A 26,886-nucleotide genomic window follows, 5' to 3' on the forward strand; every position below is an offset into this window, starting at 1 on the left:
TTACCATGGATGAAGCCATTTTTGTTTCATTGCTAACCATTGTGCCTTACCTTGTACTGAAGCAAGCCAAATATTAATATCATCCTTGATTCCTATATTCGCTTTAGAAATTAAAATACTTCGGGTAAACTCCATCTCATAATTTTCTAAAATAAATAGCTTCTCTGTTATTTTTGGAAATTCTTTTTGAATATATGAATAAGTTTGCATGCCAATAACACCAATGTCAGCTCTATTCTTTATTAGCATTTGTGGCACTAATAACTCTTTCGTCACATCGACACGGTTGATCTTATGTTTTTTCACTAAGTTTTCTAGATTTATGTATGTGTAACCGCGAACGCCTACCAATGTTTTACCAAATAGAGATGTCGGATTTTTATATCTTAAGCTTGGATCATTGGTTATATACAACTCTTTATCTTTAATTAAGTCTTCTATCCAAGCATACTTTATCTTTTCTTTGTCTTTAACCCAGAGAGGGTTAACCCAAAGTAATACGCCAGGATCTATCAAAAAATTTATTGATCTTTGTTTTGGTATATAAACAAGTTGGTAAGTGTAATTTGTGGAAAATTGATTTAAACTTCTGACCAAATCATAACTTAAACCAGATTCATTTTCTTTATCAACTATGAAGGGGGGCTTGTTTAAATAGGTATAAAGAGAGATAAGTTCTTTAGAATATATTTGAGCAGAAAAAGTTAAAAATAAGAAACAAACGATACAAAATAATTTATTAAGCATCTTCATTATTTTTCCTCTTAATTGTCAATTACATAATTTGATCTTCTACAGTGTAAGTACAAAATCAATATAAATCTATCTGTTTTAAAATACAATTTTCAACGTGTTGAATACACAATTATATAATATAAACGTAAAAACAATTAAATGGTTTAACTTTTCTGGTCTTGTTATTTTCTGTGTACGAGAGATTTACACGCTACGATGATTAACACTATGAGTAAACTCATTATCGAAAAACTACCGCCACCATGTACCTGAACTACTTCTATATAAGGTTCATCATGGTCGGCACTTTCTAATGATAAAGCGTACAGTGCATTGTCATCATCAGAGCTGTAACTAGCAACAATATCGTTATAACCAACCTGATATAAATCAATTAACACATCATAATAATCAGCATTATAACCCGATAAAAAAGTGGTCATTACTTCATATTCGTCGGTATCAGATTCACCTTCAATAATAAAATAATCTGTGGTGAAATAGTGAACCCAAGGGCCACCATTTTTACTGAGATATAACAAAGCATATACTTCACCCCAAGGGCTTGCGGTATAGCTATAAATATCAGCGTCAAAAATCACACTAAAAGTTTGGTAAAAACCGTCACCATCTAAGTCATCTGCTAAAAAGTTTGGTGGCACCATAAATGCTAAAATCAGCGTAATAATCATAGGAACTATTTTGTACTAATAGGTTTTTGGCTGATTTATTAACAAAACCTTTAGCGGTATTTGTCATCTGTTCTCGGGTCTTCGAAGTTGCTTTGTTACTCAATTGATCAGGGATTGCAGTAAGTTTATCGAACGATGTCATATTTTTGCGTTTATCAATATCAAACTCACTTTTGAATGCCCCTTGGGAAATTGTGTATATTGGTGTAGAAATCTCACTGACTTCATTGGCAAATGCATTGGTAGCCCAAAGCATATTGGCAACGGTGAACAATAGACCTTTAGTTAGTAACTTTGATTTGTTTATTCTCATTTTATACGGTGTTTTAAACATAATATATCCTTAGCTGTTTTTACTTATGCAGTTATTAAAGCGCAGTTAAGATGAATACAAGCTGAATGATCTATTATGAAAATGTTCAGCTTATATTCAGTTGCTAAGCGTTATGATTTTAAATAAGCTATAGCTATTAACTAACACCATGCTTGCTAGTACTTGGAACATAAATGAAACTTGTTTTACCTTATTTTTTACGTTGTTATTTAATTTTTATGGTCGCGCACTCTACCTGTTCTTTAGCAAGTGGTGGTGTACTTAGTGCTGCTACTATGCAAGTTAATCATCAGGGTAGGTCAACTACGAAGCAACAGGCAAATGTCATTAGCAGCCGGCAGGCTGCTCACATGGCTAAATCTCGTTTTGGTGGTAAGGTACTTAAAGTACAAAAGCAGAATACAGGCTATCGCGTTAAGCTAATTAAAAATGACGGTAATATTGTGTCGGTTTATGTAGATGCAAAATCCGGCCGTATCAGTGGTGGCAATTAAGTATGCGTTTATTATTAATTGAAGATGATTTAGCCCTACAACGTAATTTATATGAGCACTTAACCGCTGCGAATTACTTAGTGGATTTAGCCAGTGATGGTGAAACAGGCTTATTTCAAGGACAAGAATATCCCTACGATGCGGCAATTATTGATATCGGTTTACCCATCATTGACGGGATTAGCGTTATTCGAATGCTACGTGAGAAAAATATTGATTTTCCAATCATCGTACTGACAGCAAGAGACAGTTGGCAAGATAAAGTGGTTGGTTTAGATGCAGGGGCAGATGATTATTTAACTAAACCTTTTCAACCACAAGAGTTACTGGCACGTTTAAATGCACTTATTCGCCGCTCGGTGGACAAGCAAGTCCCTTAATCAAAAATGGGCCGTTAACGATTAACACCAAAAATTTTCAAGTTGAAGTAAATAACCAAACAATAAAACTTAGTAGCTCTGAATATAAATTACTTGAATACATGATGCTACATCTAGACGAAGTTACCTCTAAAGCAATTTTGACCGAACATATTTATGATCAAGATTTCGATCTTGATTCAAATGTTATTGAGGTATTTGTTCGGAGATTAAGAAAAAAATTAGATCCGACTAGTGAGTATGGCTTTATAGAAACGCTGCGAGGACATGGGTATAAGTTAAAGCGATTTAACAACGAATGAACTCTTTAAAAGTTAGGTTGTTTTTAAGTACATTAATTATGACTGTGGTTATGCTACCTATTATTGGCTTAACATTAACAAAAGCGTTTGAAAAACAATTAATTTTAGCGATTCAAAATGAATTGAAAGCCTACAGTTACTCCATTTTTACGGTTGCTGAGGTTGAAAATAACCAACTGTTAATGCCTGAACTCTTATTAGAAACCCAATTTAACGTGAGTCAATCAGGTTTATATGCCTTAATCACTGCTTTACCTAAAGATAAGCAGGATGCGAATCAAGATGACGATCCGCTATGGCAATCGCAGTCATTACTCACATTATCAGTCCCCTCTATTTTACCTTTTCCAAAGGTGGGTCAAACCCAATTTTCAACAATAAATTTAGCGGGTAATAGTCATTTACTTTATAGTTTTAGTGTTAGTTTTTCTGAGAACGGACAGTCGTTTCCTGTCACGCTACATTTGATGAAAGATCAACAGAATTCTGCCATTGTACTTCAAGAATTCAAACAGCAACTCTGGACATGGTTGTTGGTGTTAATGATTGTATTTATTTTTGTGCAAATTATCTGGTTACTTTGGACATTAAAACCGCTTAACGTCTTAACACGCGAACTTGAGCAGATTGAAAAAGGTGAAAAAAGCACTAGATGCTATGTATCCACGGGAATTACAACAAGTTACACAACAATTAAATAGTTTGCTTATCACGGAGGAAAATCAGCGTACGCGTTATCGAAATGCCTTAGCTGATCTCGCGCATAGTCTTAAAAACCCACTTGCAGTATTGCAAAGTCAGGGAGATGTTTCTGTTAGTGCGAAAGAGCAACTTCAGGTGATTAATCAAATTATTGATCATCAACTTAAAAGAGCACAAAGTGCAGGGCAGTCTTCTTGGCATATAGGTGTTCAGGTTAGCCAAGTTACCGACAAGCTTATCAAAACATTATCTAAAATATATCGTGATAAAAACCTATCTTTTATTGTTAAGGTCGATACAAAAGCTATATTTAAAGGTGATAAAGCGGATTTAATGGAAATTTTAGGCAATCTTTTGGATAACGCTTGCAAAGCGGCACAAAAGGAAGTTGCTATCGATGTGTACACCACCAATAAAAATTTATGTATTGAAATTGCCGATGATGGTGTAGGTATAGATGATTCACAACAAGCAGTTATTCTCTCTCGAGGTGGTCGTGCAGATACTTATCAGGCGGGGCATGGTATTGGTTTAGCCATCGTTAATGATTTAGTTAGTAGTTATCAGGGGCAATTAGCTATTGGTAACTCAACCACGCTTACTGGCGCTGTTTTTACTATTACCTTTTGATGATTCAGCTAACGTTCAGTTTAGCTTTGTTATCTTTATGACTTAACATTAATCATAAGGATTATAATGATGAAAAACATCCTACGCGTTTTTAGCTTTGTTTGTGCTATTACAACTTATGCGTTTGCCAGTTTTACGGCTTTTGCACAAGACGATCAAGCGCAGCAAGTGCAAGTAGAAGAGCGAACATTTACTGAGGCAGAGCTAGCGCAAATGTTAGCCCCTATTGCATTGTATCCCGATAGTCTGTTAACACATATTTTAATTGCTGCAACTTATCCTATTGAAATTGTTGAAGCTCAGCGTTGGTTACTTAAAAATGACAAACTTAATTCAACGCAATTAGTAAAAGCAATTGAAACGTTCGAGTGGGATGCCAGTGTTAAAGCATTAGTGCCTTTTGAACGTATTCTTAACCGATTAAGTGAAGACTTGCGTTGGACACAGCAGCTTGGTGATGCTTTTTTAGAGAATGAAGAGAGATTGTTGATTAGTATTCAGTCACTTAGGGAGCAAGCTAAGCTTCCGGAAATCTTGATAAAATGGAGAACCTAGACGTAAGCTATGAAAATAACAATATAATTATTGAACCACGCGAACAAGAAATTGTTTATGTGCCTTATTATGACACGCGTATGGTTTATGGTGCTTGGCACTGGTCTTCTTATCCCCCAGTTTATTGGACTCCTCATCGTAACGTTTTTGTAAATCGTTACAGACCTTTTGCTTGGCATTCAGGTATTCATATTTCATTTAATTATTTTTTTAGTGCTTTTCATTGGAATAATCATCATGTTGTGGTGGTTAACCCGAGAAAAACCCATCATTACCGACCTCGTCGACAAATTACTCGTGGTGGTTATGCTAAACGTTGGTTGCATAAACCCATTCATAGAAGAGGTGTTTCATATAAAAACAGGGTTGTTCGTGAAAAGTACCATGGTTATTCAGATAAAAAAATTGGGGTGTAAACAGTAATCGTTCTGTTAAGCCACATAAAACAAATCGAGTAATAAAATCGAAATCACATTCTCATGTTAATTTAACAACACATCATGTGAAAAACAATATACTGGTAAGTAAGCACTCTAATAGTAAAGAGAAAACCTGACCGGGTGATTACTAACTCACCTAAAAGTATCACGAATAAACCGAGAACTTTAACGGGAACAAAGCGTAATCACCAATCAAAAACAAAACAACAGACTAGAAAAACGTCATCAAAACCCGAAAATTTTAATCGTACTAAAACGAAACATACTAAGGAACGGTATTAACAGCACAGGGTAAGTTGAGTTAAAACAAATGGCCTCAGAAGTCTACTCATCTTGGAAGTTAGGGAGAACACCGCTACGGCTATGTTCAAATACAAGGGATGTTTCTACTGTTGTTACTTCATCACGAGAGGTGATTTTTTTAAAAACAAATTGGCGTAAGTGTTCGCTGTCTTGCACTGACATATGTATGTAGTAATCATAGCTCCCTCCCATATGATACAAGTTTAAAATTTCAGGGTATTGTAATAAGTCATCGCGGAATTTATTTACAATTTGTTCTGAATAAGGTTGCAAACGAATCGCAGCAATCGCTTCAATATTACCGCCGATAGTGTTTAAATTTACGTCAATAAAAGCACCTCTGATTACCCTGTTTTGTTTTAACCGTTTTACACGTTCTAAACAGGTTGAGGGAGCAATACCTATTTTTTCGGCTAACTCTTTATTATTAATATCAGCATCATTGTATAAAATAGTTAAAATATGGAGGTCTATATTGTCGAGTTTTTTCATTATTAACCTATAATAGAATCACTTAGTTATTATTTGTATTATACTTAAACAACAAACCCAAGCTAGTTTTAATCAATAAAACATGCATTTATTTCGTTTTATTCTGTTTTTCCGAATTTTTAGCGTTTTATACGCGTTAGTAAAGATGAATAAAGATGAATAAAGTTGAATGTAATAAATTTGTTGCCTAGAGCCTTGTGCTTGACATATTATGTCACTTGTATTGGCGAAATTTTAAATTAAAAAGGAAAAAAATGGCTATAACAACGATAGAAACGTTTTTAAAAAAAGAATCGGCTAGTGGTATTATTTTAATGTTTGCCGCTGTATTCGCCATGATACTCGCAAATTCCCCTTGGGCAAGTTGGTACAATTTATTACTTGATGTGCCTGTTGTTGTTGCTGTAGGTAAACTAGAAATAGCTAAACCCTTACTTTTATGGATTAACGATGGCCTCATGGCTTTATTCTTCTTTTTAGTGGGTCTTGAATTAAAACGCGAATTTTTAGAGGGCGATCTATCAGAGCCAGGGCAAGTAACACTGCCGGCTATTGGCGCCTTAGGTGGTATGTTAATGCCGGCATTGATTTATACTGCGTTTAATTATGATAATACAGAAGCACTTAATGGTTGGGCTATCCCAACGGCTACGGATATTGCTTTTGCACTTGGAATACTTGCGATAATTGGCTCAAAAGTTCCTTTACAATTGAAGGTTTTTCTCACTTCTTTAGCTATTTTCGATGATTTAGGCGCCATTATTATTATTGCGTTATTTTATACTGATCAATTGTCTACGTTAGCGCTCATTGTTTCAGCATGCATGTTAACAATTTTATTCATACTTAATAAAAAGAACGTAACGAGTACTTCGCCTTATATTTTTGTGGGGGTTGTTCTGTGGATTGCAGTATTAAAGTCGGGCGTACATGCAACATTAGCGGGTGTTATTCTTGCGTTTTTTATTCCAATGAAAGGGAAAGATGGTGAACTATCACCACTCAAGGAGTTAGAGCATAATTTACATTCAACCGTCGCTTTTATTGTGTTACCTATTTTTGCTTTTGCCAATGCGGGTATTAATTTTACTGGCGTAGGGCTTGATCAAGTTATGTCTCCTGTACCTATAGGTATTATTTTAGGGTTATTAGTCGGTAAGCAGTTAGGTGTTTTTGGCTTTTGTTTTATTGCGATTAAACTAGGTTTTGCCAAATTACCAACAAATGTTAATTGGACTTTATTATATGGTGTCGCACTTTTATGTGGGGTTGGTTTTACCATGAGTTTATTTATCGGTTCTCTTGCGTTTGAACAAAGTACAGGTAGCCCGCTTTATCAAGATAGGTTAGGTATTGTCATTGGTTCACTCATCTCTGGAATATTAGGTTATTTTGTGATTAAAGGCGCATTGAAAAAAGTGCCTTAACGCATAACCATGAATAAAAAGGTGTTCTATTTCTGAATTTTGTTTGATGAAGTAGGCACCTTTTTTCGTTACAATGGCGAAAATTATATTTATCAATAGTGACTATGCGTCATCAGTATCAAGATCTTATTCAGCTTTTTCATCATACATTTTTCGATGAATACAATACTCGATTAGTGAAAGGTGGAGACGAACCTATATATTTGCCGGCGGGTGAGCAGTGTCCTTATCACCAAATTATTTTTGCTCATGGTTTTTATGCTAGTGCTTTTCATGAGATTGCCCACTGGTGTCATGCGGGCGAAGCAAGACGCTTGTTGGAAGATTTTGGGTACTGGTATATTCCCGATGGGAGAGATAAAGATCAGCAGAAGAAATTCGAACAGGTTGAGATTATTCCACAAGCCATCGAGTGGGCATTTAATGTTGCGGCACAAAAAGAATTTCAGGTATCTTCTGATAACTTAGACGGTTATCAAGCAGATACGGAAGGTTTTAAACTAAAAGTATTAGCACAAGTACAACATTTCTTAATGTATGGCTTTCCTAAACGAGCAAATCAGTTTATAGAAACACTCGCTCATTTTTATAATACACCCTTACCATTAACTATTGAGCACTTTACCCGAAAAGAAGACGAAGCATGTTTAAATTAGGCTTAATCATTAACCCTATCGGCGGGGTTGGTGGTAGCGTAGCACTTAAAGGCAGCGATAATATGGTAGAGCAAGCTTTAGCTTTAGGAGCAGAGCTAAAGGCTAATGCACGAACACAAGCAGCGTTAACTGTTTTGCTACCTTATAAAAATGACATTGAGATTTATACTGCTAATAATCAAATGGGGGAGCAAGCAGCAAAAGCATTAGGTTTTGAAGTTAAGTTGATTTATCAAACTGACAGCGAGACTACTCAAGCTGAAGATACTGAAAAAGCACTTTTGGCATTATTATCCGCACACGTTGATATTATTTTATTTGCCGGCGGGGATGGCACCGCCCGTAACATCGCTAGTGTCATTTCAAAAAATGTTGAAAATAATGAATATCCCCAAGTACCTGTTTTGGGAATACCCGCAGGCTGTAAAATTCACTCGGGGGTTTATGCTATCACGCCTACCGCCGCAGGTCGTGTGGTTGAGTTAATGCTTACTAAACAATTAGTTACATTAACTGAAGGTGATGTTATGGATATTGACGAGTCGTTATTTCGTCAAGGTATTGTTAAAGCAAAGCGTTTTGGCGAAATGCAAATACCGAGTGAACTACGCTATGTTCAAGCGGTAAAATCTGGTGGTAAAGAGTCTGATGAATTAGTCCTTCAAGATATTAGTGAAGAAGTCATTGCTAAGATGGTAGATAATGAAGATAACTTGTTTATTATTGGCTCTGGCTCAACTACGGATTTCTTAATGCATGAACTTGGCTTGGAAAGTACGCTACTTGGCGTCGATTTAGTACAAAACCAATGTTTAATGGCTAATGATGTGACAGAAAGCATACTGTGGCAACAACTGATGATAGCGAAGGGCGCTAATAAGAATGTTAATTTAGTCATCACGTTAATTGGTGGGCAAGGGCATATTTTTGGACGCGGTAATCAGCAATTAAGCCCGCGCATCATTCGCTATATTATTAATCAACCGTGTGGTAAAGAAAATGTCATCATTATCGCCACTAAAACGAAGTTAACTCAGTTGAATAACAAACCACTAATCTGTGACACTGGTGATAATGAACTAGATCAGTTATTGTCTGGCTTTATGCCAATTACCACAGGTTATAAAGATCAGGTACTTTACCCGGTATCGAGCCCTTTATAAGTTTGCTAGTTAACCGTTATTAAGAATTTTAAAGACTGCTTTTATGAAATTTAGCCCATTAGTACAAGAACTTATTGATGCTTTGAAATGTTTACCTGGTGTTGGGGCTAAGTCTGCCCGAGCGCATGGCCTTTCAGTTGTTAGAACGAAATCGTCGTGGTGGTAGTAAGCTTGCAGCAACCTTAGCTGTAGCAATGACTGATATTGGTCATTGTCAATCCTGTCGGAATTTTACCGAACAAGATTTATGTGAAATATGTCAAAGCCCTAAACGAAAAATTGCCACAACGTTATGTGTTGTTGAAAGCCCTGGCGATGTGATTGCTATAGAACAAACGGGGGAATTCGGTGGGAAATATTTTGTATTGATGGGGCATCTATCTCCCATTGATGGCATAGGACCTGATGATTTAGGTTTAGATATTTTAGAAAATCAATTTGCGTCAGGGCAATTTGAAGAAGTGATTTTAGCTACTAACCCGACGGTTGAAGGTGAAGCCACGGCACATTTTATTGCTGAACTGGCACAAAAATATCAAGTAACTATTTCTCGTATTGCTCATGGTGTTCCTGTTGGTGGTGAACTTGAATATGTTGATGGTAATACTTTATCTCATGCATTTTCAGGCAGAAAAAATTATTTTTAGACCGCGATTATAATCATAAGAACGAATTGTAGGCGAATTTAGTCGCGCTGAGTAAACTTTTATTTTCTTTTTTTAATATAGGTGATATCTTAGCGAGTAGAATTAATGGTAATTTAATTTTCAAGTTATTAAAAGAAGGAGCCTTTTTGTAATTTTAAAACCAATGTAATAATACTAACAATATGATAAGGAAATCAGTATGTCTACATATGCAAGATCCACCATTGCCGAAAAACAGCGTCAACATCAGATCCACAAGGCAATCAAAAATAACCAAGACACCCTTGTTCAAATGAACAGCCAAGAATTTATCGATTATGTGGTTCACACACTGCGCTTACAAGGTAAAGTACAACAACAAATCATCGAGTGGTTCGAGAATGCGTTTCAAAAAGCAGGTGTGAACCCACAAAACTGGGAACAATACAAAGCAAGCATTAAAACAGGTACAGGCTTTATTCCATGGGGAGTCGATGTGGTGGGACTTGGCGCTATTGCGTTAGAAATGAAACGCGACGGAAACACCTTCTCCAAATATTACGTTAAAACTTATAATGGTAAGCCTAATGTGGTGTTTAAAGGTTATTCAGGATTTCGTAAACATTTAACTGGTACCAAATACCTAGCAAGTAACCCAAAAGTGGTGTCATTCGGAATAGGTAAACTTGGTGTTGCTAAATCCATTAAAACCGGTTTTGTTGTAACAGTGATTATTTCTGCGACCTTTCATGCTTTTGAACAAATGCTAAACGACCAAGCCACTTGGCATGATTTTGTTGGTGGTATGGCGGTTGATGTTGGTATCGCCGCGGCAGCTTCAGGCATTGCTTGGGGGGCTGTAGCCACTTATATTGGTGGTACTGTGGCAATGGCTGCGGTGGGGCCGATGTTGGCGGTAGTTGTAGTGGGCGCTGCATTGATGATGCTCACGACCGCATTTGTTGATTCGGACGCATTGTCTAAAAATCTTGCGGATAGTTTACGTGAAGCTGAGCAACAGTTTAAACAAGGCTTGTTAAACGTACAGTATGAAATTAATCGGGTAGAGCGTATGTTTGATGCCGATCCCATCGGTTTTATACATCGTTTATTCGGTATTCCGTATTTTGGAACTCAGTTTCGATGAAAGACGCAATAGAGGTTTGTTCTAAGCCTATATCCCCCTTGCAAGGAGGGGTATTTATTACGTTATTATTAGGGTGTGTGTTTGCATTAGTGATGACGGCTTTGAATGAGTTTGCCATGCTAGAACATATTAAAGAGGGGGTGGCGTTAGTGAAAGTACGCAATGTTGTGTTTCCTTTATTAAGTATGGTTCCGGCATTTTTGGTATTAGCGTGGGGGATTGTGCATCAAGTGAAACAAACTATGACCGTTGAAAAGCAAAAAAAAGGCTTGGTTTTCATTGGGGGCAGTTTTCCTGTCTTTCTTTTGGTATGGCTCATTTATAATTCCCAAGTGATGGGTGGCTAGAATCACAAGGCTATTCTCAATGCACTTGGTATTCAGGTGCATCAATGGGGGCTGCGAAAGTGATGGTGAGTAAGCGTGAATTTTGTATTAAAGAAGGCTATCAAGTTCGTATTGATTTACTCGACTGGTTTGAAGCACAGCACCAATCAGGGCAGAAAACCACAGTGGAACAGGCTCGAAATAAACAGTCTGAACTATTAGCTAAATATAAAGAGCGGTTTGATTTGCTGTAAAGTATAAATATTAACTAACTTTCATTCATTTTTCGTTCTTCCTTTGAGTGTGAGCTAGTTTTATGTCATTTTAAATAAGACTTTAAATTATTATGATAGAAGAATTAAACTCGTGCTTAAACATGAGGTTAATTCTTCGACTAAAGCGTTGGTATGACGCCTCCCGTCAAGTTAAATGCACTGATCTATGCTCAATAAATCAGAGCCATATTGTTCACTTCTCAATTAAGTGAGTTAACGCATTAGATGGAGTAAGTAAATTTGTCGGTTATCATGCTGATATACCTGGATTATTAAGCTGTTGGCTAACTGCGTATACCTTATTTATTCCATCGTGACACCTATTCGGGTGTTGGACAAGTCCGGAGTCTGCTTTATATAGTAAATAAGGGTGAAGGAGTTACGATCAATTGCTTGATCGCAAGGCGCACTAAGCTAAGCTGTGAAATAGTTTGGTTTTTCGCCTTTTAATGCATTTTCAGGCAAAAAAAACTACTTTTAATGCGCCTTCCTGTGTTGTTAGTAAGTATTAAGTGATTAATTGAAATGTTTAAATATATATGATTTATTGATTATAAAAAAACTGAGATTATTTGAGTTTTTTTATCTAAAGTTCATCCTTCCCCTTGAAAAAAGTTAAACCATCCTCAGATATGTAGCAACAAGTGTTCTTCGTTTGAATCACTTAGATTCAAGTCAATCTAGGAGAACAGTTATCAAATTAGTTATCACATTGTAAAAATAAGTAGGAATTATCACATGACAATTGAAAAAGAACCAGTAAATCATAAGTTTGCGTCAGATAACGCTAAGATACTTCAACTAATGATCCACAGTCTTTATTCTAATAAAGAAATTTTCTTACGTGAGTTAGTATCAAATGCAGCAGATGCTTCAGATAAACTACGTTTTAAAGGTTTATCTAATGCTGATTTGTTTGAAGGTGATGGTGAGCTAAGAGTTCGTGTTAGTTGTGATAAAGAAAACAACACAGTGACTATTTCAGATAACGGCATAGGTATGAACCTTGATGAAGTTGTTGAACATTTAGGTACTATTGCAAAATCAGGTACGGCTGAATTTTTCTCACAATTATCGGGTGACCAAGCGTCTGATTCACAATTAATTGGCCAATTTGGTGTTGGATTTTACTCTGCGTTTATCGTTGCGGATAAAGTGACTGTTCGTACGCGTCGTGCAGGTGATGATGCCTCTGAAGGTGTTGAATGGGTGAGTGCAGGTGAAGGTGAATTCACTACTGCTAAAATCAATAAAACCAACCGTGGTACTGATATTATTCTTCATCTAAAAGAAGAAGAAAGTGAATTTGCTGATGAATGGCGATTAAAGTCAATTGTGACTAAATACTCTGATCACATTTCTGTTTCTGTGGAAATGTTAACGCCTGAAGTTCCTGCTGTTGAAGCCGTTGCTGAAGAGAAAGATGATGAAGGCAACGTGACTACGCCTGCAGTAGAGGCACGAGATGCAATCGACCAAATGGGAAGCTATTAACAAAGCAACTGCATTATGGACTCGTGAAAAAGCAGATATTTCTGATGAAGAATACAATGAATTTTACAAACATGTATCCCATGACTTTGGCGACCCATTATTATGGGAACACAATAAAGTAGAAGGTAAAACTGAATATACTTCGTTGCTTTATGTGCCGGCAAAAGCACCATTTGACATGTACAACCGTGAAAAACAGCATGGTTTAAAACTCTATGTTCAACGCGTATTTATTATGGATGACGCTGAACAATTTATGCCGACGTATTTACGTTTTGTAAAAGGTTTGCTTGATTCAAATGATCTACCGTTAAACGTTTCGCGTGAAATTTTACAGGATAACAAAGTTACCCAAGCCATTCGAAAAGGTTGTACTAAACGTGTATTGAAAATGCTTGAAAAATTAGGCAAAAATGATGCTGAAAAATATCAAGGTTTTTGGGATGAGTTTGGACAAGTATTAAAAGAAGGCCCGGCTGAAGATATCTCTAATAAAGAGCAAATTGCAGGGTTATTACGTTTTGCTTCAACCAATGAAGACAGTGCTGTGCAAAACGTGTCGTTAGCTTCGTATGTTGAGCGCATGAAAGAAGGTCAAGATAAAATTTATTATGTGGTTGCTGACAGTTTTGCTGCTGCTAAAAATAGCCCGCATTTAGAAGTTTTCCGTAAAAAAGGTATTGAAGTATTATTGATGTCTGACCGTATTGATGAATGGTTAGTCAGCCACCTGAATGAATTTGATGGTAAACAACTACAGTCAGTAACGCGTGGTGGTTTAGATCTAGGTGATATGGATGATGCTGAAACGAAAGAAGCACAAGAAAAACTTGAGAAAGAGTTTGATGGTGTGGTTAGTCGTATTAAAGAAGCGTTAAAAGGTAAAGTGAAAGAGGTTAAATTATCTCAACGTCTTACTGATTCACCTGCATGTATTGTAGCCGATGAGAATGATATGAGTAGTCAAATGGCTAAACTGATGGCTTCTGTTGGTCAAGAAGTGCCAGAAACACTGCCTATATTCGAAATAAACGGTGAGCATGAGTTAGTTAAGCATGTAGCTGATGAACAAGATGATGATAAGTTTAACCAATGGGTTGAAGTATTATTTGAACAAGCTATGTTAGCAGAACGTGGTAGTTTAAAAGACCCGGCGAGCTTTGTATCTCGTTTAAATAAATTGATGTTAAGTTTAACTAAGTAAGTTTGTACTGATAAAACAGTATACTTTAGTCTGAAAAAGGAGCAATTCACTGTAAATGAATGCTCCTTTTTTGTATGCTATGCTTGTTTGATTCTGGGCTAACTTGTATAGTGTTTGCCCCAACAAATAGAATAGCTAAGAATTATTACATTAGTGTGATCAAGTTGCCTTATATTGATAAGGCTGCAGTGCTGAGTGCTATTGTATTAATGTAATTATTTTTTATTTAAACATTATCATTTAAGGGTTAGTTTATATGCGTATTGTACTTCTTGGTGCTCCTGGTGCGGGCAAAGGCACACAAGCACAGTTTTTAATGGCTAAATTTGGTATTCCTCAAATCTCTACTGGTGACATGCTTCGTGCTGCCATTTCAGCGGGCAGTGAGCTAGGTAAACAAGCTAAAGCCGTGATGGATGCAGGTCAATTAGTCTCTGATGAACTTATTATTGGTTTAGTAAAAGAGCGTATTACCCAAGATGATTGTAAAGTCGGTTTTTTACTTGATGGTTTTCCTCGCACTATTCCACAAGCGGATGCGATGAAAGAAAATGGTATTAGCGTTGATCATGTGCTTGAATTTGATGTGCCTGATGAAGTTATTGTTGAGCGTATGGCCGGTCGTCGTGTACATTCTGGTTCAGGCCGTGTTTATCATTTAGTGTATAATCCGCCTAAAGTAGAAGGCAAAGACGATGTTACAGGTGATGATTTATCTATACGTCCTGATGATGAAGAGTCAACGGTTCGCAAACGTTTAGCTATTTATCATGAACAAACAAAACCACTTGTTGATTTCTATCAAGCGGAAGCTAAAGCAGGTAATTGTCAGTATTTAACGGTAGACGGCACACAAGCGGTTGAAGCTGTTAATGCTTTACTAAATGAACAATTGGCTTAACTTAGTTTTTGATTTTAAAAATAAATAATGAATAAAACTCGCTGCGGCGAGTTTTTTGTTATATAACAAAATTAATTTAATGGATTTGGTTTTAAACCAATTTCACTAAATTATTGCCCACTTGTACTGGTTAAAATAATCCATGGCGGCGTTGCTCTCAATCCCAATAGCCTGCTATTGCTCAATCAAGCGTCTTGCCCTGATTTATTTTTCCTACACACAACAAGATCACAAACTTAATGAAACTGGTATTACATTCCAGAATTAAAGGAGAATTATGGCTATTAACATTACAATAACGGCATTTTATGCAAGTTTACTTACGCTGCTTTATATTGGCTTATCTTTCAATGTAATCCGGTTACGATTTAAACTTAAAGTCGGCGTGGGTGATGGAGGTCAAGAGCAGTTAACCAAGGCAATTAGAATACATGGCAATTTTTCTGAATACATGCCATTAGCATTAATTTTGTTAGTGGGTTTGAACTTAGCGGAGGAAATAGCGCTTGGGTACATGTGTTTGGTAGTGTTTTGTTTATTGGTAGAGTTTTACATGCTATAGGTTTAACTCAGTCTGTAGGCACTTCCAAACCAAGAGTTTTTGGTATCCTAAGTATGTTTATTGTTTTACTTGTGCTAGCCATTGCCAATATTTATACTTTTATCTGGTAAGGTGTTTTTCGATCAATCCTCCTAAAGAAAATGCACCTTAAATAGTCGCGTTTTTAACCATAGCAACATGGGGGATATCATCTTCAAGATACATGTCAGAAACTTGTTCAAAAGCATGTTGCTGATAATAGGCTGTTAAATGTTGTTGGGCTGATATTTTTATATTTTTTTTAGGAAAATATTGCTGACATAACTTCAATGCTTCATTCATTAATTCGTGACCTAATCCAGACCCTCTTGCCTGTTCTACAATCGCTACACGACCGATACTTATATAGTCTTCGTAGCTTTGACCTTGTGCTAAAATACGTAAATAAGCGACAAGCTTATTATTTTGATAACCCAAAAGGTGTCGTGTTTCTTTGTGTCTGTCTAATTGATTTGGTTCACTATCTAAATCAGGGTAATAGCACGTTTGTTCAACAACAAACACATCAATACGTAATTTTAATAAATCATACAATTGATCAAGTGATAACTCATCAAAGTGTTTAACTTGCCAAGTTGTTTTTATGTTTTCTAAATTATCTAGGTTATCTAGGTTATCTAGGTTATTTAAGTCATGTAAGTTCATTTATCTAGTTCAAGAGTAAGCGTTAGTTTTATATAAGCATTAATGATAAAAATGCATCGATGTTAGTGATAACAAGGATGCATTTTATTATCAAAAGTTTGACGAAATATTAGCGAGGGTAGAGATATTATTACGTCGAGCCTTTGTTATTTATTATGGCGATCTTGTAAAACTGTCATGACTTCACTTAAGTCAATTTTTTGATCTGCAAGTAAAACAAGGGTGTGATAGAACAAATCTGCACACTCACCTAACAAGTCTTCTTTCGTTTCTGCAACGGCAGCCAAGGCTACTTCAACACCTTCTTCTCCTACTTTTTGTGCCATTTTAGTTGTGCCACGCGAAAATAAATGAGCTGTGTAGCTTTCTTTAGGATCATCTCCTTTTCTACTAGCAATGACTTGCTCCAGTTGGCTTAAAAAGTTTTGAGTGGTTAGCTTTTGTTCAGGAAAACAAGACTCAGTGCCTAAATGGCACGTTGGTCCTATTGGCGTACAAGCAATTAGTAAGCTGTCTTTATCGCAATCTGTAAGCACCTGTTTAACATGTAAAAAATTACCTGAAGTTTCGCCTTTTACCCATAATGCTTGTTTGGAACGACTAAAGAAAGTTGCTTTGCCAGAGACTAACGTTGCTTTTAATGAAGCTTGATCCATAAAACCTTGCATTAAAACTGCGCCCGTAGCGGCATGTTGAATAATAGCAGGAATAAGGTTATCCATTTTTTCCCATGCTAATTCATTGATATTATCTTTGTTTACTAACATGGTCTTACCTCTATGTTTTGTGATCTTAAATAGGTTTTTAGTTCGTCTATTGGAATGATGCCTTTATGAAATACCGAAGCTGCAAGTGCGCCATCAACATCGGCTTGTTGGTAAACTTCGGCAAAATGTTCAATCGTGCCTGCACCACCTGAAGCAATTAATGGTACAGTACATGCGGCTCTTGCTGCTTGTAATTGAGCAATATCATAGCCTTGTCTAACGCCATCTTGGTTCATGCAATTAAGCACTATTTCACCGTAAAGACCTAAACTAACCACTTTTTTTATCCATTCGAATGTGGTCCAGTTTGTTTTTTGAGTACGGTTTTCATCGCCTGTAAATTGATATACTTGATATTGTTGTGATTCTTTGTCATAAAAACTATCAATACCAACCACGACACATTGTTGTCCAAAATGATCAGCAAGACGAGAAATAAGTGTGGGATCACGTAGAGCAGGGGAGTTAATACTAATTTTGTCTGCCCCCATCATGAGTATTTCTTTGGCGTCAGCTTCGCTTTTTATGCCACCCGACACAAAAAGGAATATCAATTACTTGCGCAATACGGCTAACCCGGACTTTTATCAACAACACGACCATCAGAGCCGGCAGTAATATCATAAAAAACCAGTTCGTCTGCGCCGGCTTCAGCATATTTTTGAGCTAACGGAACAATATCACCAATAATTTCATGATTTCTAAATTGTACACCTTTGACAACTTTACCATCACGTACATCTAAACAAGGAATTATGCGTTTTGCTAACATGGTGCCACCATCGGGTTAATTGTTTGATTTTCAATATTTAAAATTTCATTTTCTTTGTGTTTTGTATTTCGTAGGAGACGCATAAGATACACTTGGTATATTGTTGTTCTAATAAAAGAATAGTTCTTTAATGAGTGAATACTAATGCATTGTTATGCACTTAATTCTTGGGTGTAAATATACATTAATTTTAAAGCGTTGTTAATCTCAGTATTAGATTATTAGCTGATTAAGTAGAATTCTATTGATACTTTATTTATTTATTCAGTAATGTGGGGTGGATTTGTTTAATTGGGTGAGAAAAAATTGTATTTAACCAATTTAAATCGCCCACGTTGCGCCAAATTAACTATGCCACTACAAACAAACGTTAAGATTGAGTTCACAGCTAAAAATACGATGCAACAAACTGTTTTTCAGCAGTGTTAAAAAGTCTCTTGTGTTTATGATCTCAGGGTTAATGTGACTAAGGCTATACCGTGATCTGTGCTTTCGCCATCACGCTCAAACAGCGGGTTGATTAGATGTCGGTTGTACGTGTGATAATCGCTAACTTCATAAAGACTGTCGTGATAGGCGGCGTTAAATTCACAGGATAATAATATGTAATCGAGCACTGAACTATTTGCGCCAAAATAGTGTGTAGGGGGGCGGGGCTCTGCGGTTTTATCTGCTTTATTTAGCTCATTTTTTTGTACTTCTTGAAATAAATCCCAAGCATCTGTTAAGCAATATTTGGCTAGATAGGTATCGCGGTCAGTAACCGATATAAATCTCAGGGTATTTGTTAATAAGTGATTTAGCACACCATCAGTTAGGGTGTTATTAAAATCACCCATTAAGATCATAGGATTCCCCGTGTTTTCTCGACGTTGTATCATATCAATCATAAGTAACGTTGCTTCGCTACCTCGTTGTACGGTTGATCCCCATGAACCGCCCACTTGGGCTTTTAGTGTTTCAATAATCGTTTTTTCTACCGGTTGGTGTTTACTTTGTTCGTCCAATTCAATCATTGATCGTTTCGATTTAAAGTGCACCACATAGCAATCACAATTGCCTATATGGGGGGCGTTAATTGTCGCTCTTATTATTTTACGGCTAAATGAAAAATTACCAGTTAAACCTAATGTTTGAGCAAGCTCTGAGTTGGATTCTACTGCGGCAACATTAATAATAGGGTAACGAGAAGCAATAGCGACAACGGGCCGTTTGTAAATAAAATCATCTATGATCTGGGGTTGGTCGACAACGGCAAAAAAAGCATAACCTTGGCTATTCACTAATGCTTGCAAAGACTCGATACTAAAAACTTCTTGAAACCCAATAATGTCAGGTCGGGTGCTCGCGTAAATATTCAGTAATCCATGTTTGCTTTTTTTGCCATTGCTGTGCACTATAAATACGCTCAAATTCGTAAAAAGCATTCGGTGGTTCAAGGTAGTTGAATAAATTGAACGTTGCTACTTTAAGCTGCGTATTTAGTTCCGCAGCATAAGGGGGATTCTGATTTATATCGTGACTATTTTCGTTTGTTTTACTGTTTGCTTGGATAATAATGCTAACTCTATAATAAGTGGAAGCATTATTATACCTTAAACTTTATTCTTTAGATGTGCTGTTTTTAAGTAACGTATATTTAACCTTGTATTTTAGATTTTATATTACTAGTATTTAAATTTACGTTCTATATTCAGCATTAATTTTGACGTAATCATAACTAAAATCACAGGTCCAAATGGTTGCTTTTTCATTACCTCTGTTCAATTGCACTGTGATGTCTATTTCAGCTTCGTTCATGATCGCTTGAGCTTCTTTTTCAATATAACTTACCGCAAGTCCGCCTTTTTCAGCAACCAATAAATTACCAAAATAAAGTGATAATTGTGTTGTGTCTAAATCATTTAACGAGTGACATTCTCTAGAAGCATAGCCAATAGCAGCAAGTACTCGACCTAAATTAGGGTCAGAAGCAAACATGGCTGTTTTAACGAGAGGGCTTTTCGCGATAGAATAACCAACGGTTTTAGCTTCATGATTTGTGAGCGCGCCCTCAACTGTAATGGTGATAAACTTGGTTGCCCCTTCGCCATCACGTACGATTGCTTTAGCTAAGTATTGTGACGTTTCAAGTAGCGCATTAAATATGGCTTCATAGCCTTCATCATCACGGCTTGTGATCGCAGGCGCATTACTTTTGCCTGTGGCTATGACAATAAACGAGTCATTCGTTGAGGTGTCACCATCAACTGAAATACAGTTAAACGAGAGGTCCGCAATTTCTTTGGTGATGCTGTCTAATAATGGTTGCGATATAGCGGCATCGGTTGCCACATATCCTAACATGGTCGCCATGTTAGGATGTATCATGCCTGAACCTTTTGATATACCTGTGATATTGATGTTTTCTTGGCCTACATTTACTTGAGTGGCGTAAGCTTTAGGCACTATGTCTGTCGTCATAATCGTTGTAGCTGCGTCAGCCCAGTTATCGCTAGCTAAGTTAGCAACGGCATTTGGCAGTCCAAACCTAAAATTTTACTCATTGGTAAGTGTTCTAAAATGACCCCCGTTGAAAAGGGTAATATAGACTCTACAGGGATGGTCATAATTTCAGCTAAGTGTTCACAGGTGGTTAGTGCATCTAACATGCCTTGCTCGCCAGTACCTGCATTGGCGTTACCCGTATTGATTACTAATGCTTTTATACCATTTACACCGTTGTTTTTTACGGCATCTAAGTGCTGTTTACACAAAGTAACAGGGGCAGCGCAAAAACGGTTTTGAGTAAATACACCTGACACAGCACTGCCATCAGCAATTTCAATAATAAGTAAATCTTTCCGGTTTGTTTTTTTAATATTTGATTCTGCCCAACCTAGGCGAATGCCTTGAATTGGTGAAAGAGACGCAGGAATTAGTTCAGGTAAATTAACAGGCATATAAGTAAATTAGGATATATAAGAGTAGGTAAATATTACGCTTTTATGGTTTTTTATGCAAAGCAATATTGAGGGAGTAGTATGATTTAGTACCATTAGTTACAGAAAACAAACGAGAGGGTTTAGGTGGATGACAAATTGAAAAAACCTTTTGTTTTAGTGATGGGTTTATTTACTGAACTAGAGTATGGATTTTATTTTTATAATACCCTTATTTGATAACGATCAAATAAGATTGACGCTTGATAATTTAACCAAGATTTTTTGTTTTTATATAGTTGCAGGCATTATTATTTTTAACGTTCAATGCTATTATTATCAGCAATTATAAGTTGTATTAAATCAAATAAATGAGAGTCTTTATGAAAGTTCATGAAATAAAACACCCTTTAGTTCAACACAAACTTGGATTAATGCGTGCTAATGGTATTAGTACCAAAAATTTTAGGGAGCTTTGCGGTGAAGTTGGCGCATTACTTACCTATGAAGCTACCCGAAACCTAGCTACTGAACAAATTACGATTGAAGGTTGGGAAGGTAATCAAATAGAAGTTGAAAACATCAAAGGTAAAAAAATTACTATTGTGCCTATTTTACGTGCAGGGTTAGGTATGTTAGATGGAGTAATCCCTTTGATTCCTAGTGCAAAAATTAGTGTGGTTGGGTTATATCGTGATGAAGAAACGCTAGAAGCTGTTCCTTATTTTGATAAAGTCGTCAGTGATATTGAGCAAAGAACCGCATTAATTGTTGATCCTATGTTGGCAACAGGCGGAACCTTGATTGCAACGATTGACTTACTAAAATCAAAGGGATGTAAGGATATTATGGGTTTGTTTTTGGTCGCTTCACCAGAGGGAATAGAAAAACTGCAAGCAGCGCATGATGACGTTGATATATTTGTAGCATCCATTGATGATCACCTTAATGAGAATGGCTATATCGTGCCTGGTTTAGGTGATGCGGGTGATAAAATCTTTGGAACCAAATAGAAGATGATAGATTTAAAAACACCTTTGCTCGGTGCTCAAATGCTATTTGTTGCTTTTGGGGCGTTAGTTTTAGTACCTATTTTAACTGGACTAGATCCAAACGTAGCGTTGTTTACCGCAGGCATAGGTACACTTTTATTTCAACTCGTTACAAAACGACAAGTGCCTATATTTCTTGCTTCATCTTTTGCCTTTATTGCGCCTATTTCATATGGTGTAGCAAGTTGGGGAATAGCTGCTACCATGTCAGGCTTGGTTGCTGCGGGTTTGTTTTATGTATTATTAAGTTTTGTTGTTGCATGGCGTGGTGACGGTGTTATTAATAGGTTACTGCCACCTGTTGTAGTCGCACCAGTTATTATGGTTATTGGGTTAAATTTAGCACCCGTTGGCGTTAATATGGCTTTAGGAAAGTCAGGTGACGGAGCTTTGCAACTTGTTGACCCGACAATTGCTTTAATTATTTCGATGGCTGCTTTAACAACAACCATTTTAGTGTCTTTATTGGGGAAAGGCATTTTTAAGTTAATACCTATATTAGCAGGGTTAGTGGTGGGTTATGGGTTAGCGTTAGCTTTTGGTATTGTCGATTTTTCGATTGTAGACCAAAGCCCTTGGTTTGCTATTCCCCATTTTGTTACACCTGTATTTCATTGGGAAGCCGTGTTATTTATTTTACCTATCGCCATTGCGCCACTCGTTGAGCACATTGGTGATATAACGGCTATTTCACATATCACGGGAAAAGATTTTTTATCAAAACCTGGCTTAAAGAGAACTTTATTAGGTGATGGTATAGCAACATCAGCTGCTGCCATGCTTGGCGGCCCACCCAATACTACCTATTCAGAAGTGACCGGCGCTGTTGCGCTAACCAAGTCTTTTAATCCCGTTATCATGACTTGGGCCGCTTTTTTTGCTATTGCCTTGTCTTTTATGGGAAAAACCGGTGCTGTGTTATCAACCATACCTGTACCTGTAATGGGCGGTATCATGGTGCTATTGTTTGGTACCATTGCGGTGATTGGTTTGAGAACATTGGTAACAGCTCAGGTTGACTTATCAAAAAGTAAAAATCTGGCTATTGTTGCTGTGGTGTTAGTGTTTGGTTTGGGGGGAATGCACTTTAGCTTTGGTAGTTTTCAGTTAAAAGGAATTGCTTTGGCCGCTATATCAGCTATTTTACTTAACATGCTGTTACCAAACGAGAAACACTGATTTCACAATAAATAATTGATATTATTTATCATTTAACTCCCCATAAAAGCGGTTTGTTTTTTATCTGGGGAGGAATCTATTTCAATTACGTTACTGCGTTATGAACCTAATTCTTACGATGCAGTGCACAAATTTTATTACCCGATGGATCACGTAAGTAGGCAAGATAAAGTTGTCTTCCTCCCGATTCACGTACACCCGGAGCATCTTCACAACTTATACCACCATTGGCAATGCCGGCGGCATGCCATGCATCAGCCTGTTCGCCAGAAATAGCAGAAAAGCCTATTGTTATACCGTTACCATGGCTTGCAGGTTCACCATTGATCGGTGGTGTGAGGGCAAAAATACCTGTGTCAGTAAAGTAAAAGCAGCGGCCTTTATCGTCCATAATACCTGGTTTATGGCCTAATTCACCTAAAATAGCATCGTAAAAAACTTTAGATGCATTAACATCGTTGGCCCCGATCATGATATGACTAAACATTTATCTTTCCTTTATTATTTATGGGTAGGTGTAAATTCCTGCTTATCATATGATGCATACTGGTGGGTCACAAGCAGTAATTTAACCTAAATTTTGGTTAAAAAAAGGAAAACCCCCAACACAAAATGTAGGGGGTTTTAGCATTTAACGCTTTATCGTTAATCAATCAGAACGGGTTAACCGTTACTCACTTCTTCAAAATCAGCATCAATAATGTCATCATCACTGTTGGCATCGTTTGCTGCTTGAACATCCTCTGTATTACCTTGATTTGGTGATTGTTGAGCTTGCATTAGTTGACTATAAGCATCCTGCAATGCTTTTTGTCGCATTTCAATCGCCGCTTTATCATTGCCATTAACTGCCATTTTTAGTTGCTCAATTAATGTTTTAAGCGCTTCTTGTTGTTCTTGTGCCATACTCGTCATTGAGGTTTGTACGGTATGAATTAATTGGTCTGCTTGGTTACGCTGCTCAACTAACTCACGCTTTTGTTTATCTTCATTTGCGTGTTTTTCAGCATCTTGCACCATGCTATTAATTTCATCTTCCGTTAAACCACTTGATGCGGTAATTTTAATGCTTTGCTCCTTGCCCGTCGCTTTATCTTTTGCCGACACATTTAAAATACCATTAGCATCTATATCAAACGTAACCTCAACTTGTACTGAACCGCGTGGACCAGGGTTAATATCCGTTAAGTTAAATTGCCCTAACGATTTATTGTCTGTTGCCATTTCTCGCTGTCCTTGCAATACATGTATAGTCACTGCCGCTTGATTATCTTCAGCGGTTGAAAACGATTCTGAAGCCCGTGTTGGTATAGAGGTATTTTTATCTATCAATTTAGTCATAATACCCCCTAAGGTTTCAATACCCAGTGACAATGGTGTTACATCAAGTAATAAAACGTCATTCACTGTTCCCGATAGCACACCTGATTGAATTGCTGCACCCATGGCAACAGCTTCATCTGGATTAACATCTTTACGTGGTTCTTTACCAAAGAAGGTTTTTACTGCTTCTTGTACTTTTGGCATGCGTGTTTGACCACCCACTAAAATAACCTCGTCAATATCTGCTTTACTCAAACCAAGATCTTTTAATGCGAGTTTACACGGAGCGATAGTACTTTTAACTAAATCTTCTACCAATGACTCCAGTTTGGCTCGAGTAACTTGCACATTTAAATGTTTAGGTCCATTGGCGTCAGCAGTAATATACGGTAAATTAACATCAGTTTGCAGTGCAGATGATAACTCAATTTTCGCTTTTTCAGCTGACTCTTTAATACGTTGTAAAGCTAAAGGGTCGTTATGAATGTCAATACCACTGTCTTTCTTGAATTCGTCAGCAAGGTAATTAATTAAGCGTAAATCAAAATCTTCACCACCTAAAAATGTATCACCGTTGGTTGCTAATACTTCAAATTGTTTTTCACCATCAACATTGGATATTTCAATAATAGAAATATCAAAGGTTCCGCCGCCTAAATCGTACACCACAACTTTTTGGTCAGACTTACTATTCTTATCAACACCATATGCTAATGCTGCTGCAGTAGGTTCGTTAATAATACGTTTAACATCAAGACCTGCAATTTTTCCTGCGTCTTTTGTTGCTTGTCGTTGAGAGTCATTAAAGTATCTTGGCACAGTAATAACGGCCTCTGTTACTGCTTCGCCTAAATAAGCTTCAGCATCTTTTTTCAATTTACGTAATACTTGAGCCGATACTTCTTGTGGTGACATGGCTTTGCCATTAACCTCAACCCACGCATCACCATTTTTTGCTTTAACAATTTTATAAGGCGCCAATTTAATATCTTTTTGCACTTCTTTATCGTCGAATTTACGGCCAATTAACCGTTTAATTGCAAAAAGTGTATTTTCAGAGTTTGTCACCGCTTGTCTTTTGGCCGGTTGACCGGCTAATGTTTCGTTGTTAGCGTAAGCAACAACAGAGGGGGTAGTTCGACTGCCTTCGGCATTGTCGATTATTTTGGCTTTACCACCTTCCATAACTGCTACACATGAATTTGTTGTTCCTAAATCAATACCAATAATCTTAGTCATAATAATCACCTGTTACTTGAATAAATTGCTTACTAAAAAGCATTTAATAAAAAGGCCTGCTGCTTTATGGTTATTACCAATGAAGTAGTTTGACCAGATAAACAACCTAGGCTGTTTGTTAGTGGAGCTATGATAAGGGAGAATAGATAAGCGCTCTGTCATAAATATGACAGTTCTAGCAATTTAGTTTTATTCATATTATTTACATTAGTTGTAACAGTATTCGTTGTATTAGTTTTGCTATATACAAACAACTAGGTAAAATAAAACTACTCGTAGATACGACCCATTAACTTGATATTTATGCCGCAAAAGTCAGTAAATTTACCTCAAAAAGCAAACCCTGTGTTAGTAAAGCAAGCGAACTTATTTGCTGATTTACCGACAAAGCTCATTGAAGATTTCCAACAAGAGTTTCAGCTTAATGAGTGGCACAAGGGAGATTATATAAATTCAGATGTGCTAACCAAGCGTTTTTTTGTGGTAATTGATGGCCAACTAGAAATTAAACAAAGTAACCCTGAAACGGGCCGAGAGGCTACTTTAGACATGCTCTATGCCGGTGATTGTTTTGATTTAATGGTGTTATTTGATGATCAACCCCATGACGTTATTATTTCACCCTTAACAACAGTTAAGTTACTTTCGGTTAAATTGTCTACCATGCGTCATTGGTTATGGACGTACCCTGAATTCAACCAACAATTCATGCCTTATTTAGCAAAAAAGATGCGCGAAAAAGAGCAACAAGCAAGTAGCCTTATTCTACATGATGTACCGACACGGTTAAGTCGTATTATTTTAGATCATATTAATAAAATTAAGTTTTATAGCGGAGCGAAGGAAGCAGAGCATCACTATCATTTGGTTAATGGATTAAATGATGAAGTATTAGCGCGCATGGCGGGGTCAGTGAGACAAGTGATCAATAAGCAATTGCAGCTTTGGAAAAAAGAAGACACCCTTGATAAAAAGCGCAATCAATTGATCATTAAAGATCTAGAAGCGTTAGAAAAAGAAGCCAAATTCACGCAAGCCCTACCCAATGAACCTTTGGCAAAGTCCTAAATTACATACTTGTTTTGTTCACGTTAATGCAAATATCACTT

23 protein-coding genes and 7 pseudogenes are annotated in these 26,886 nt (G+C 36.8%); 18 read left to right on the top strand and 12 right to left on the bottom strand.

Annotation, left to right across the window (positions count from 1 at the left end; all coding sequences use genetic code 11):
• The 3 genes from L3081_RS19580 to L3081_RS19590 all read right to left on the bottom strand — a co-directional run bounded on the left by L3081_RS19580 (position 1) and on the right by L3081_RS19590 (position 1,761).
• Positions 1-753, bottom strand: coding sequence for a substrate-binding periplasmic protein (locus tag L3081_RS19580; protein WP_242287912.1), 753 nt, complete (start codon positions 751-753; stop codon positions 1-3).
• Between the two features lie 164 nt (positions 754-917).
• Positions 918-1,427 (bottom strand): choice-of-anchor H family protein, encoded by a 510-nt coding sequence (locus tag L3081_RS19585; RefSeq protein ID WP_242287913.1) that lies wholly within the window; start codon positions 1,425-1,427, stop codon positions 918-920.
• Positions 1,372-1,761, bottom strand: a complete 390-nt coding sequence (locus tag L3081_RS19590) for a hypothetical protein (protein ID WP_242287914.1) — start codon at positions 1,759-1,761, stop codon at positions 1,372-1,374. Before L3081_RS19590 ends, L3081_RS19585 begins: the two co-directional genes overlap by 56 nt.
• A gap of 173 nt (positions 1,762-1,934) precedes the next feature.
• Between L3081_RS19590 and L3081_RS19595 the strand changes: the two genes are divergently transcribed.
• The 4 genes and pseudogenes from L3081_RS19595 to L3081_RS19610 all read left to right on the top strand — a co-directional run bounded on the left by L3081_RS19595 (position 1,935) and on the right by L3081_RS19610 (position 5,240).
• On the top strand, positions 1,935-2,255 hold the full coding sequence (locus L3081_RS19595) for a PepSY domain-containing protein (RefSeq protein WP_242287916.1): 321 nt from the start codon (positions 1,935-1,937) through the stop codon (positions 2,253-2,255).
• 2 nt (positions 2,256-2,257) lie between these two features.
• A pseudogene (locus tag L3081_RS19600) lies at positions 2,258-2,937 on the top strand (response regulator transcription factor).
• A pseudogene (locus tag L3081_RS19605) lies at positions 2,934-4,269 on the top strand (ATP-binding protein). Before L3081_RS19600 ends, L3081_RS19605 begins: the two co-directional pseudogenes overlap by 4 nt.
• 213 nt (positions 4,270-4,482) lie before the next feature.
• Positions 4,483-5,240, top strand: a pseudogene (locus L3081_RS19610) (DUF3300 domain-containing protein).
• 348 nt (positions 5,241-5,588) lie between these two features.
• On the opposite strand, the gene L3081_RS19615 reads toward L3081_RS19610, so the two are convergent.
• Entirely contained in the window at positions 5,589-6,059 is a 471-nt protein-coding gene (locus L3081_RS19615) for an Lrp/AsnC family transcriptional regulator (protein WP_242287917.1), read from the bottom strand.
• A 254-nt stretch (positions 6,060-6,313) separates the two neighbouring features.
• Here L3081_RS19615 and nhaA point away from each other — a divergent pair, with 254 nt between their 5' ends.
• The 11 genes and pseudogenes from nhaA (at position 6,314) to L3081_RS27355 (ending at position 15,950) form a co-directional block, all read left to right on the top strand.
• On the top strand, positions 6,314-7,486 hold the full coding sequence (gene nhaA, locus L3081_RS19620; protein ID WP_242287919.1) for a Na+/H+ antiporter NhaA: 1,173 nt from the start codon (positions 6,314-6,316) through the stop codon (positions 7,484-7,486).
• A gap of 104 nt (positions 7,487-7,590) precedes the next feature.
• Positions 7,591-8,142 (top strand): elongation factor P hydroxylase, encoded by a 552-nt coding sequence (locus tag L3081_RS19625; RefSeq protein ID WP_274620661.1) that lies wholly within the window; start codon positions 7,591-7,593, stop codon positions 8,140-8,142.
• The gene (locus tag L3081_RS19630) at positions 8,130-9,305 is read left to right on the top strand and encodes an ATP-NAD kinase family protein (protein ID WP_242287923.1); all 1,176 of its coding nucleotides are present in this window, start codon (positions 8,130-8,132) and stop codon (positions 9,303-9,305) included. The genes L3081_RS19625 and L3081_RS19630 overlap by 13 nt, the downstream gene beginning before the upstream one ends.
• 43 nt (positions 9,306-9,348) lie before the next feature.
• Positions 9,349-9,952, top strand: a pseudogene (recR, locus tag L3081_RS19635) (recombination mediator RecR).
• Between the two features lie 199 nt (positions 9,953-10,151).
• Positions 10,152-11,078: a hypothetical protein gene (locus tag L3081_RS19640; protein WP_242287925.1), complete on the top strand. Its 927-nt coding sequence runs from the start codon at positions 10,152-10,154 to the stop codon at positions 11,076-11,078.
• On the top strand, positions 11,075-11,425 hold the full coding sequence (locus tag L3081_RS19645; RefSeq protein ID WP_242287927.1) for a hypothetical protein: 351 nt from the start codon (positions 11,075-11,077) through the stop codon (positions 11,423-11,425). The genes L3081_RS19640 and L3081_RS19645 overlap by 4 nt, the downstream gene beginning before the upstream one ends.
• 44 nt (positions 11,426-11,469) lie before the next feature.
• Entirely contained in the window at positions 11,470-11,658 is a 189-nt protein-coding gene (locus tag L3081_RS19650) for a hypothetical protein (RefSeq protein WP_242287928.1), read from the top strand.
• Positions 11,659-12,417: 759 nt separating this feature from the next.
• Positions 12,418-14,377: pseudogene (gene htpG, locus L3081_RS19655) on the top strand (molecular chaperone HtpG).
• 256 nt (positions 14,378-14,633) lie between these two features.
• Positions 14,634-15,278: an adenylate kinase gene (adk, locus tag L3081_RS19660; protein ID WP_242287930.1), complete on the top strand. Its 645-nt coding sequence runs from the start codon at positions 14,634-14,636 to the stop codon at positions 15,276-15,278.
• Positions 15,279-15,555: 277 nt separating this feature from the next.
• The gene (locus L3081_RS19665; RefSeq protein WP_274620662.1) at positions 15,556-15,840 is read left to right on the top strand and encodes an MAPEG family protein; all 285 of its coding nucleotides are present in this window, start codon (positions 15,556-15,558) and stop codon (positions 15,838-15,840) included.
• Positions 15,795-15,950, top strand: coding sequence for an MAPEG family protein (locus L3081_RS27355; RefSeq protein WP_338027422.1), 156 nt, complete (start codon positions 15,795-15,797; stop codon positions 15,948-15,950). Before L3081_RS19665 ends, L3081_RS27355 begins: the two co-directional genes overlap by 46 nt.
• Before the next feature lie 37 nt (positions 15,951-15,987).
• Here the strand turns inward: L3081_RS27355 and L3081_RS19670 are convergent, their stop codons facing one another.
• From L3081_RS19670 to L3081_RS29230, 6 genes and pseudogenes are all read right to left on the bottom strand, one after another.
• On the bottom strand, positions 15,988-16,524 hold the full coding sequence (locus L3081_RS19670; protein ID WP_242287932.1) for a GNAT family N-acetyltransferase: 537 nt from the start codon (positions 16,522-16,524) through the stop codon (positions 15,988-15,990).
• Positions 16,525-16,670: 146 nt separating this feature from the next.
• A complete protein-coding gene (gene hisIE, locus L3081_RS19675) occupies positions 16,671-17,291 on the bottom strand; it encodes a bifunctional phosphoribosyl-AMP cyclohydrolase/phosphoribosyl-ATP diphosphatase HisIE (protein ID WP_242287934.1) in 621 nt (206 codons plus the stop codon).
• A pseudogene (hisF, locus tag L3081_RS19680) lies at positions 17,285-18,063 on the bottom strand (imidazole glycerol phosphate synthase subunit HisF). Before hisF ends, hisIE begins: the two are co-directional and overlap by 7 nt.
• A 443-nt stretch (positions 18,064-18,506) precedes the next feature.
• A pseudogene (locus tag L3081_RS19685) lies at positions 18,507-19,578 on the bottom strand (endonuclease/exonuclease/phosphatase family protein).
• Between the two features lie 165 nt (positions 19,579-19,743).
• Positions 19,744-20,586 carry a bifunctional glutamate N-acetyltransferase/amino-acid acetyltransferase ArgJ gene (gene argJ, locus L3081_RS19690; RefSeq protein WP_274620689.1) on the bottom strand — a complete coding sequence of 281 codons (843 nt, stop codon included), beginning with the start codon at positions 20,584-20,586 and terminating at the stop codon, positions 19,744-19,746.
• Positions 20,562-21,005, bottom strand: a complete 444-nt coding sequence (locus L3081_RS29230) for a bifunctional ornithine acetyltransferase/N-acetylglutamate synthase (protein WP_274620664.1) — start codon at positions 21,003-21,005, stop codon at positions 20,562-20,564. Before L3081_RS29230 ends, argJ begins: the two co-directional genes overlap by 25 nt.
• Positions 21,006-21,367: 362 nt before the next feature.
• Here L3081_RS29230 and upp point away from each other — a divergent pair, with 362 nt between their 5' ends.
• Both upp and L3081_RS19700 read left to right on the top strand, forming a co-directional pair.
• Positions 21,368-21,997, top strand: a complete 630-nt coding sequence (upp, locus tag L3081_RS19695; RefSeq protein ID WP_242287935.1) for a uracil phosphoribosyltransferase — start codon at positions 21,368-21,370, stop codon at positions 21,995-21,997.
• 3 nt (positions 21,998-22,000) lie between these two features.
• Complete coding sequence (locus L3081_RS19700; RefSeq protein ID WP_242287937.1) at positions 22,001-23,215, top strand: uracil-xanthine permease family protein; 1,215 nt, start codon at positions 22,001-22,003, stop codon at positions 23,213-23,215.
• A gap of 106 nt (positions 23,216-23,321) precedes the next feature.
• Here L3081_RS19700 and L3081_RS19705 read toward each other — a convergent pair whose 3' ends face one another.
• Together L3081_RS19705 and dnaK are read right to left on the bottom strand one after the other, a co-directional pair.
• Positions 23,322-23,702 carry a VOC family protein gene (locus L3081_RS19705; protein ID WP_242287939.1) on the bottom strand — a complete coding sequence of 127 codons (381 nt, stop codon included), beginning with the start codon at positions 23,700-23,702 and terminating at the stop codon, positions 23,322-23,324.
• A gap of 176 nt (positions 23,703-23,878) precedes the next feature.
• Entirely contained in the window at positions 23,879-25,777 is a 1,899-nt protein-coding gene (gene dnaK / locus L3081_RS19710) for a molecular chaperone DnaK (RefSeq protein ID WP_242287941.1), read from the bottom strand.
• A 303-nt stretch (positions 25,778-26,080) separates the two neighbouring features.
• Here dnaK and L3081_RS19715 point away from each other — a divergent pair, with 303 nt between their 5' ends.
• Entirely contained in the window at positions 26,081-26,845 is a 765-nt protein-coding gene (locus tag L3081_RS19715; RefSeq protein WP_242287943.1) for a Crp/Fnr family transcriptional regulator, read from the top strand.
• Positions 26,846-26,886 lie beyond the last annotated feature (41 nt).

Origin of the sequence: Colwellia maritima, from assembly GCF_022669015.1 — a bacterium.
GTDB lineage: Bacteria > Pseudomonadota > Gammaproteobacteria > Enterobacterales > Alteromonadaceae > Colwellia > Colwellia maritima.

Bases quoted from the DNA above. Each gene is read 5' to 3' on its own strand.
- L3081_RS19580 (WP_242287912.1), bottom strand. From the start codon at position 753: ATGAAGATGCTTAATAAATTATTTTGTATCGTTTGTTTCTTATTTTTA.
- L3081_RS19585 (WP_242287913.1), bottom strand. From the start codon at position 1,427: ATGATTATTACGCTGATTTTAGCATTTATGGTGCCACCAAACTTTTTA.
- L3081_RS19590 (WP_242287914.1), bottom strand. From the start codon at position 1,761: ATGTTTAAAACACCGTATAAAATGAGAATAAACAAATCAAAGTTACTA.
- L3081_RS19595 (WP_242287916.1), top strand. From the start codon at position 1,935: ATGAAACTTGTTTTACCTTATTTTTTACGTTGTTATTTAATTTTTATG.
- L3081_RS19615 (WP_242287917.1), bottom strand. From the start codon at position 6,059: ATGAAAAAACTCGACAATATAGACCTCCATATTTTAACTATTTTATAC.
- nhaA (WP_242287919.1), top strand. From the start codon at position 6,314: ATGGCTATAACAACGATAGAAACGTTTTTAAAAAAAGAATCGGCTAGT.
- L3081_RS19625 (WP_274620661.1), top strand. From the start codon at position 7,591: ATGCGTCATCAGTATCAAGATCTTATTCAGCTTTTTCATCATACATTT.
- L3081_RS19630 (WP_242287923.1), top strand. From the start codon at position 8,130: ATGTTTAAATTAGGCTTAATCATTAACCCTATCGGCGGGGTTGGTGGT.
- L3081_RS19640 (WP_242287925.1), top strand. From the start codon at position 10,152: ATGTCTACATATGCAAGATCCACCATTGCCGAAAAACAGCGTCAACAT.
- L3081_RS19645 (WP_242287927.1), top strand. From the start codon at position 11,075: ATGAAAGACGCAATAGAGGTTTGTTCTAAGCCTATATCCCCCTTGCAA.
- L3081_RS19650 (WP_242287928.1), top strand. From the start codon at position 11,470: ATGGGGGCTGCGAAAGTGATGGTGAGTAAGCGTGAATTTTGTATTAAA.
- adk (WP_242287930.1), top strand. From the start codon at position 14,634: ATGCGTATTGTACTTCTTGGTGCTCCTGGTGCGGGCAAAGGCACACAA.
- L3081_RS19665 (WP_274620662.1), top strand. From the start codon at position 15,556: ATGGCTATTAACATTACAATAACGGCATTTTATGCAAGTTTACTTACG.
- L3081_RS19670 (WP_242287932.1), bottom strand. From the start codon at position 16,524: ATGAACTTACATGACTTAAATAACCTAGATAACCTAGATAACCTAGAT.
- hisIE (WP_242287934.1), bottom strand. From the start codon at position 17,291: ATGTTAGTAAACAAAGATAATATCAATGAATTAGCATGGGAAAAAATG.
- L3081_RS29230 (WP_274620664.1), bottom strand. From the start codon at position 21,005: ATGCCTGTTAATTTACCTGAACTAATTCCTGCGTCTCTTTCACCAATT.
- upp (WP_242287935.1), top strand. From the start codon at position 21,368: ATGAAAGTTCATGAAATAAAACACCCTTTAGTTCAACACAAACTTGGA.
- L3081_RS19700 (WP_242287937.1), top strand. From the start codon at position 22,001: ATGATAGATTTAAAAACACCTTTGCTCGGTGCTCAAATGCTATTTGTT.
- L3081_RS19705 (WP_242287939.1), bottom strand. From the start codon at position 23,702: ATGTTTAGTCATATCATGATCGGGGCCAACGATGTTAATGCATCTAAA.
- dnaK (WP_242287941.1), bottom strand. From the start codon at position 25,777: ATGACTAAGATTATTGGTATTGATTTAGGAACAACAAATTCATGTGTA.
- L3081_RS19715 (WP_242287943.1), top strand. From the start codon at position 26,081: ATGCCGCAAAAGTCAGTAAATTTACCTCAAAAAGCAAACCCTGTGTTA.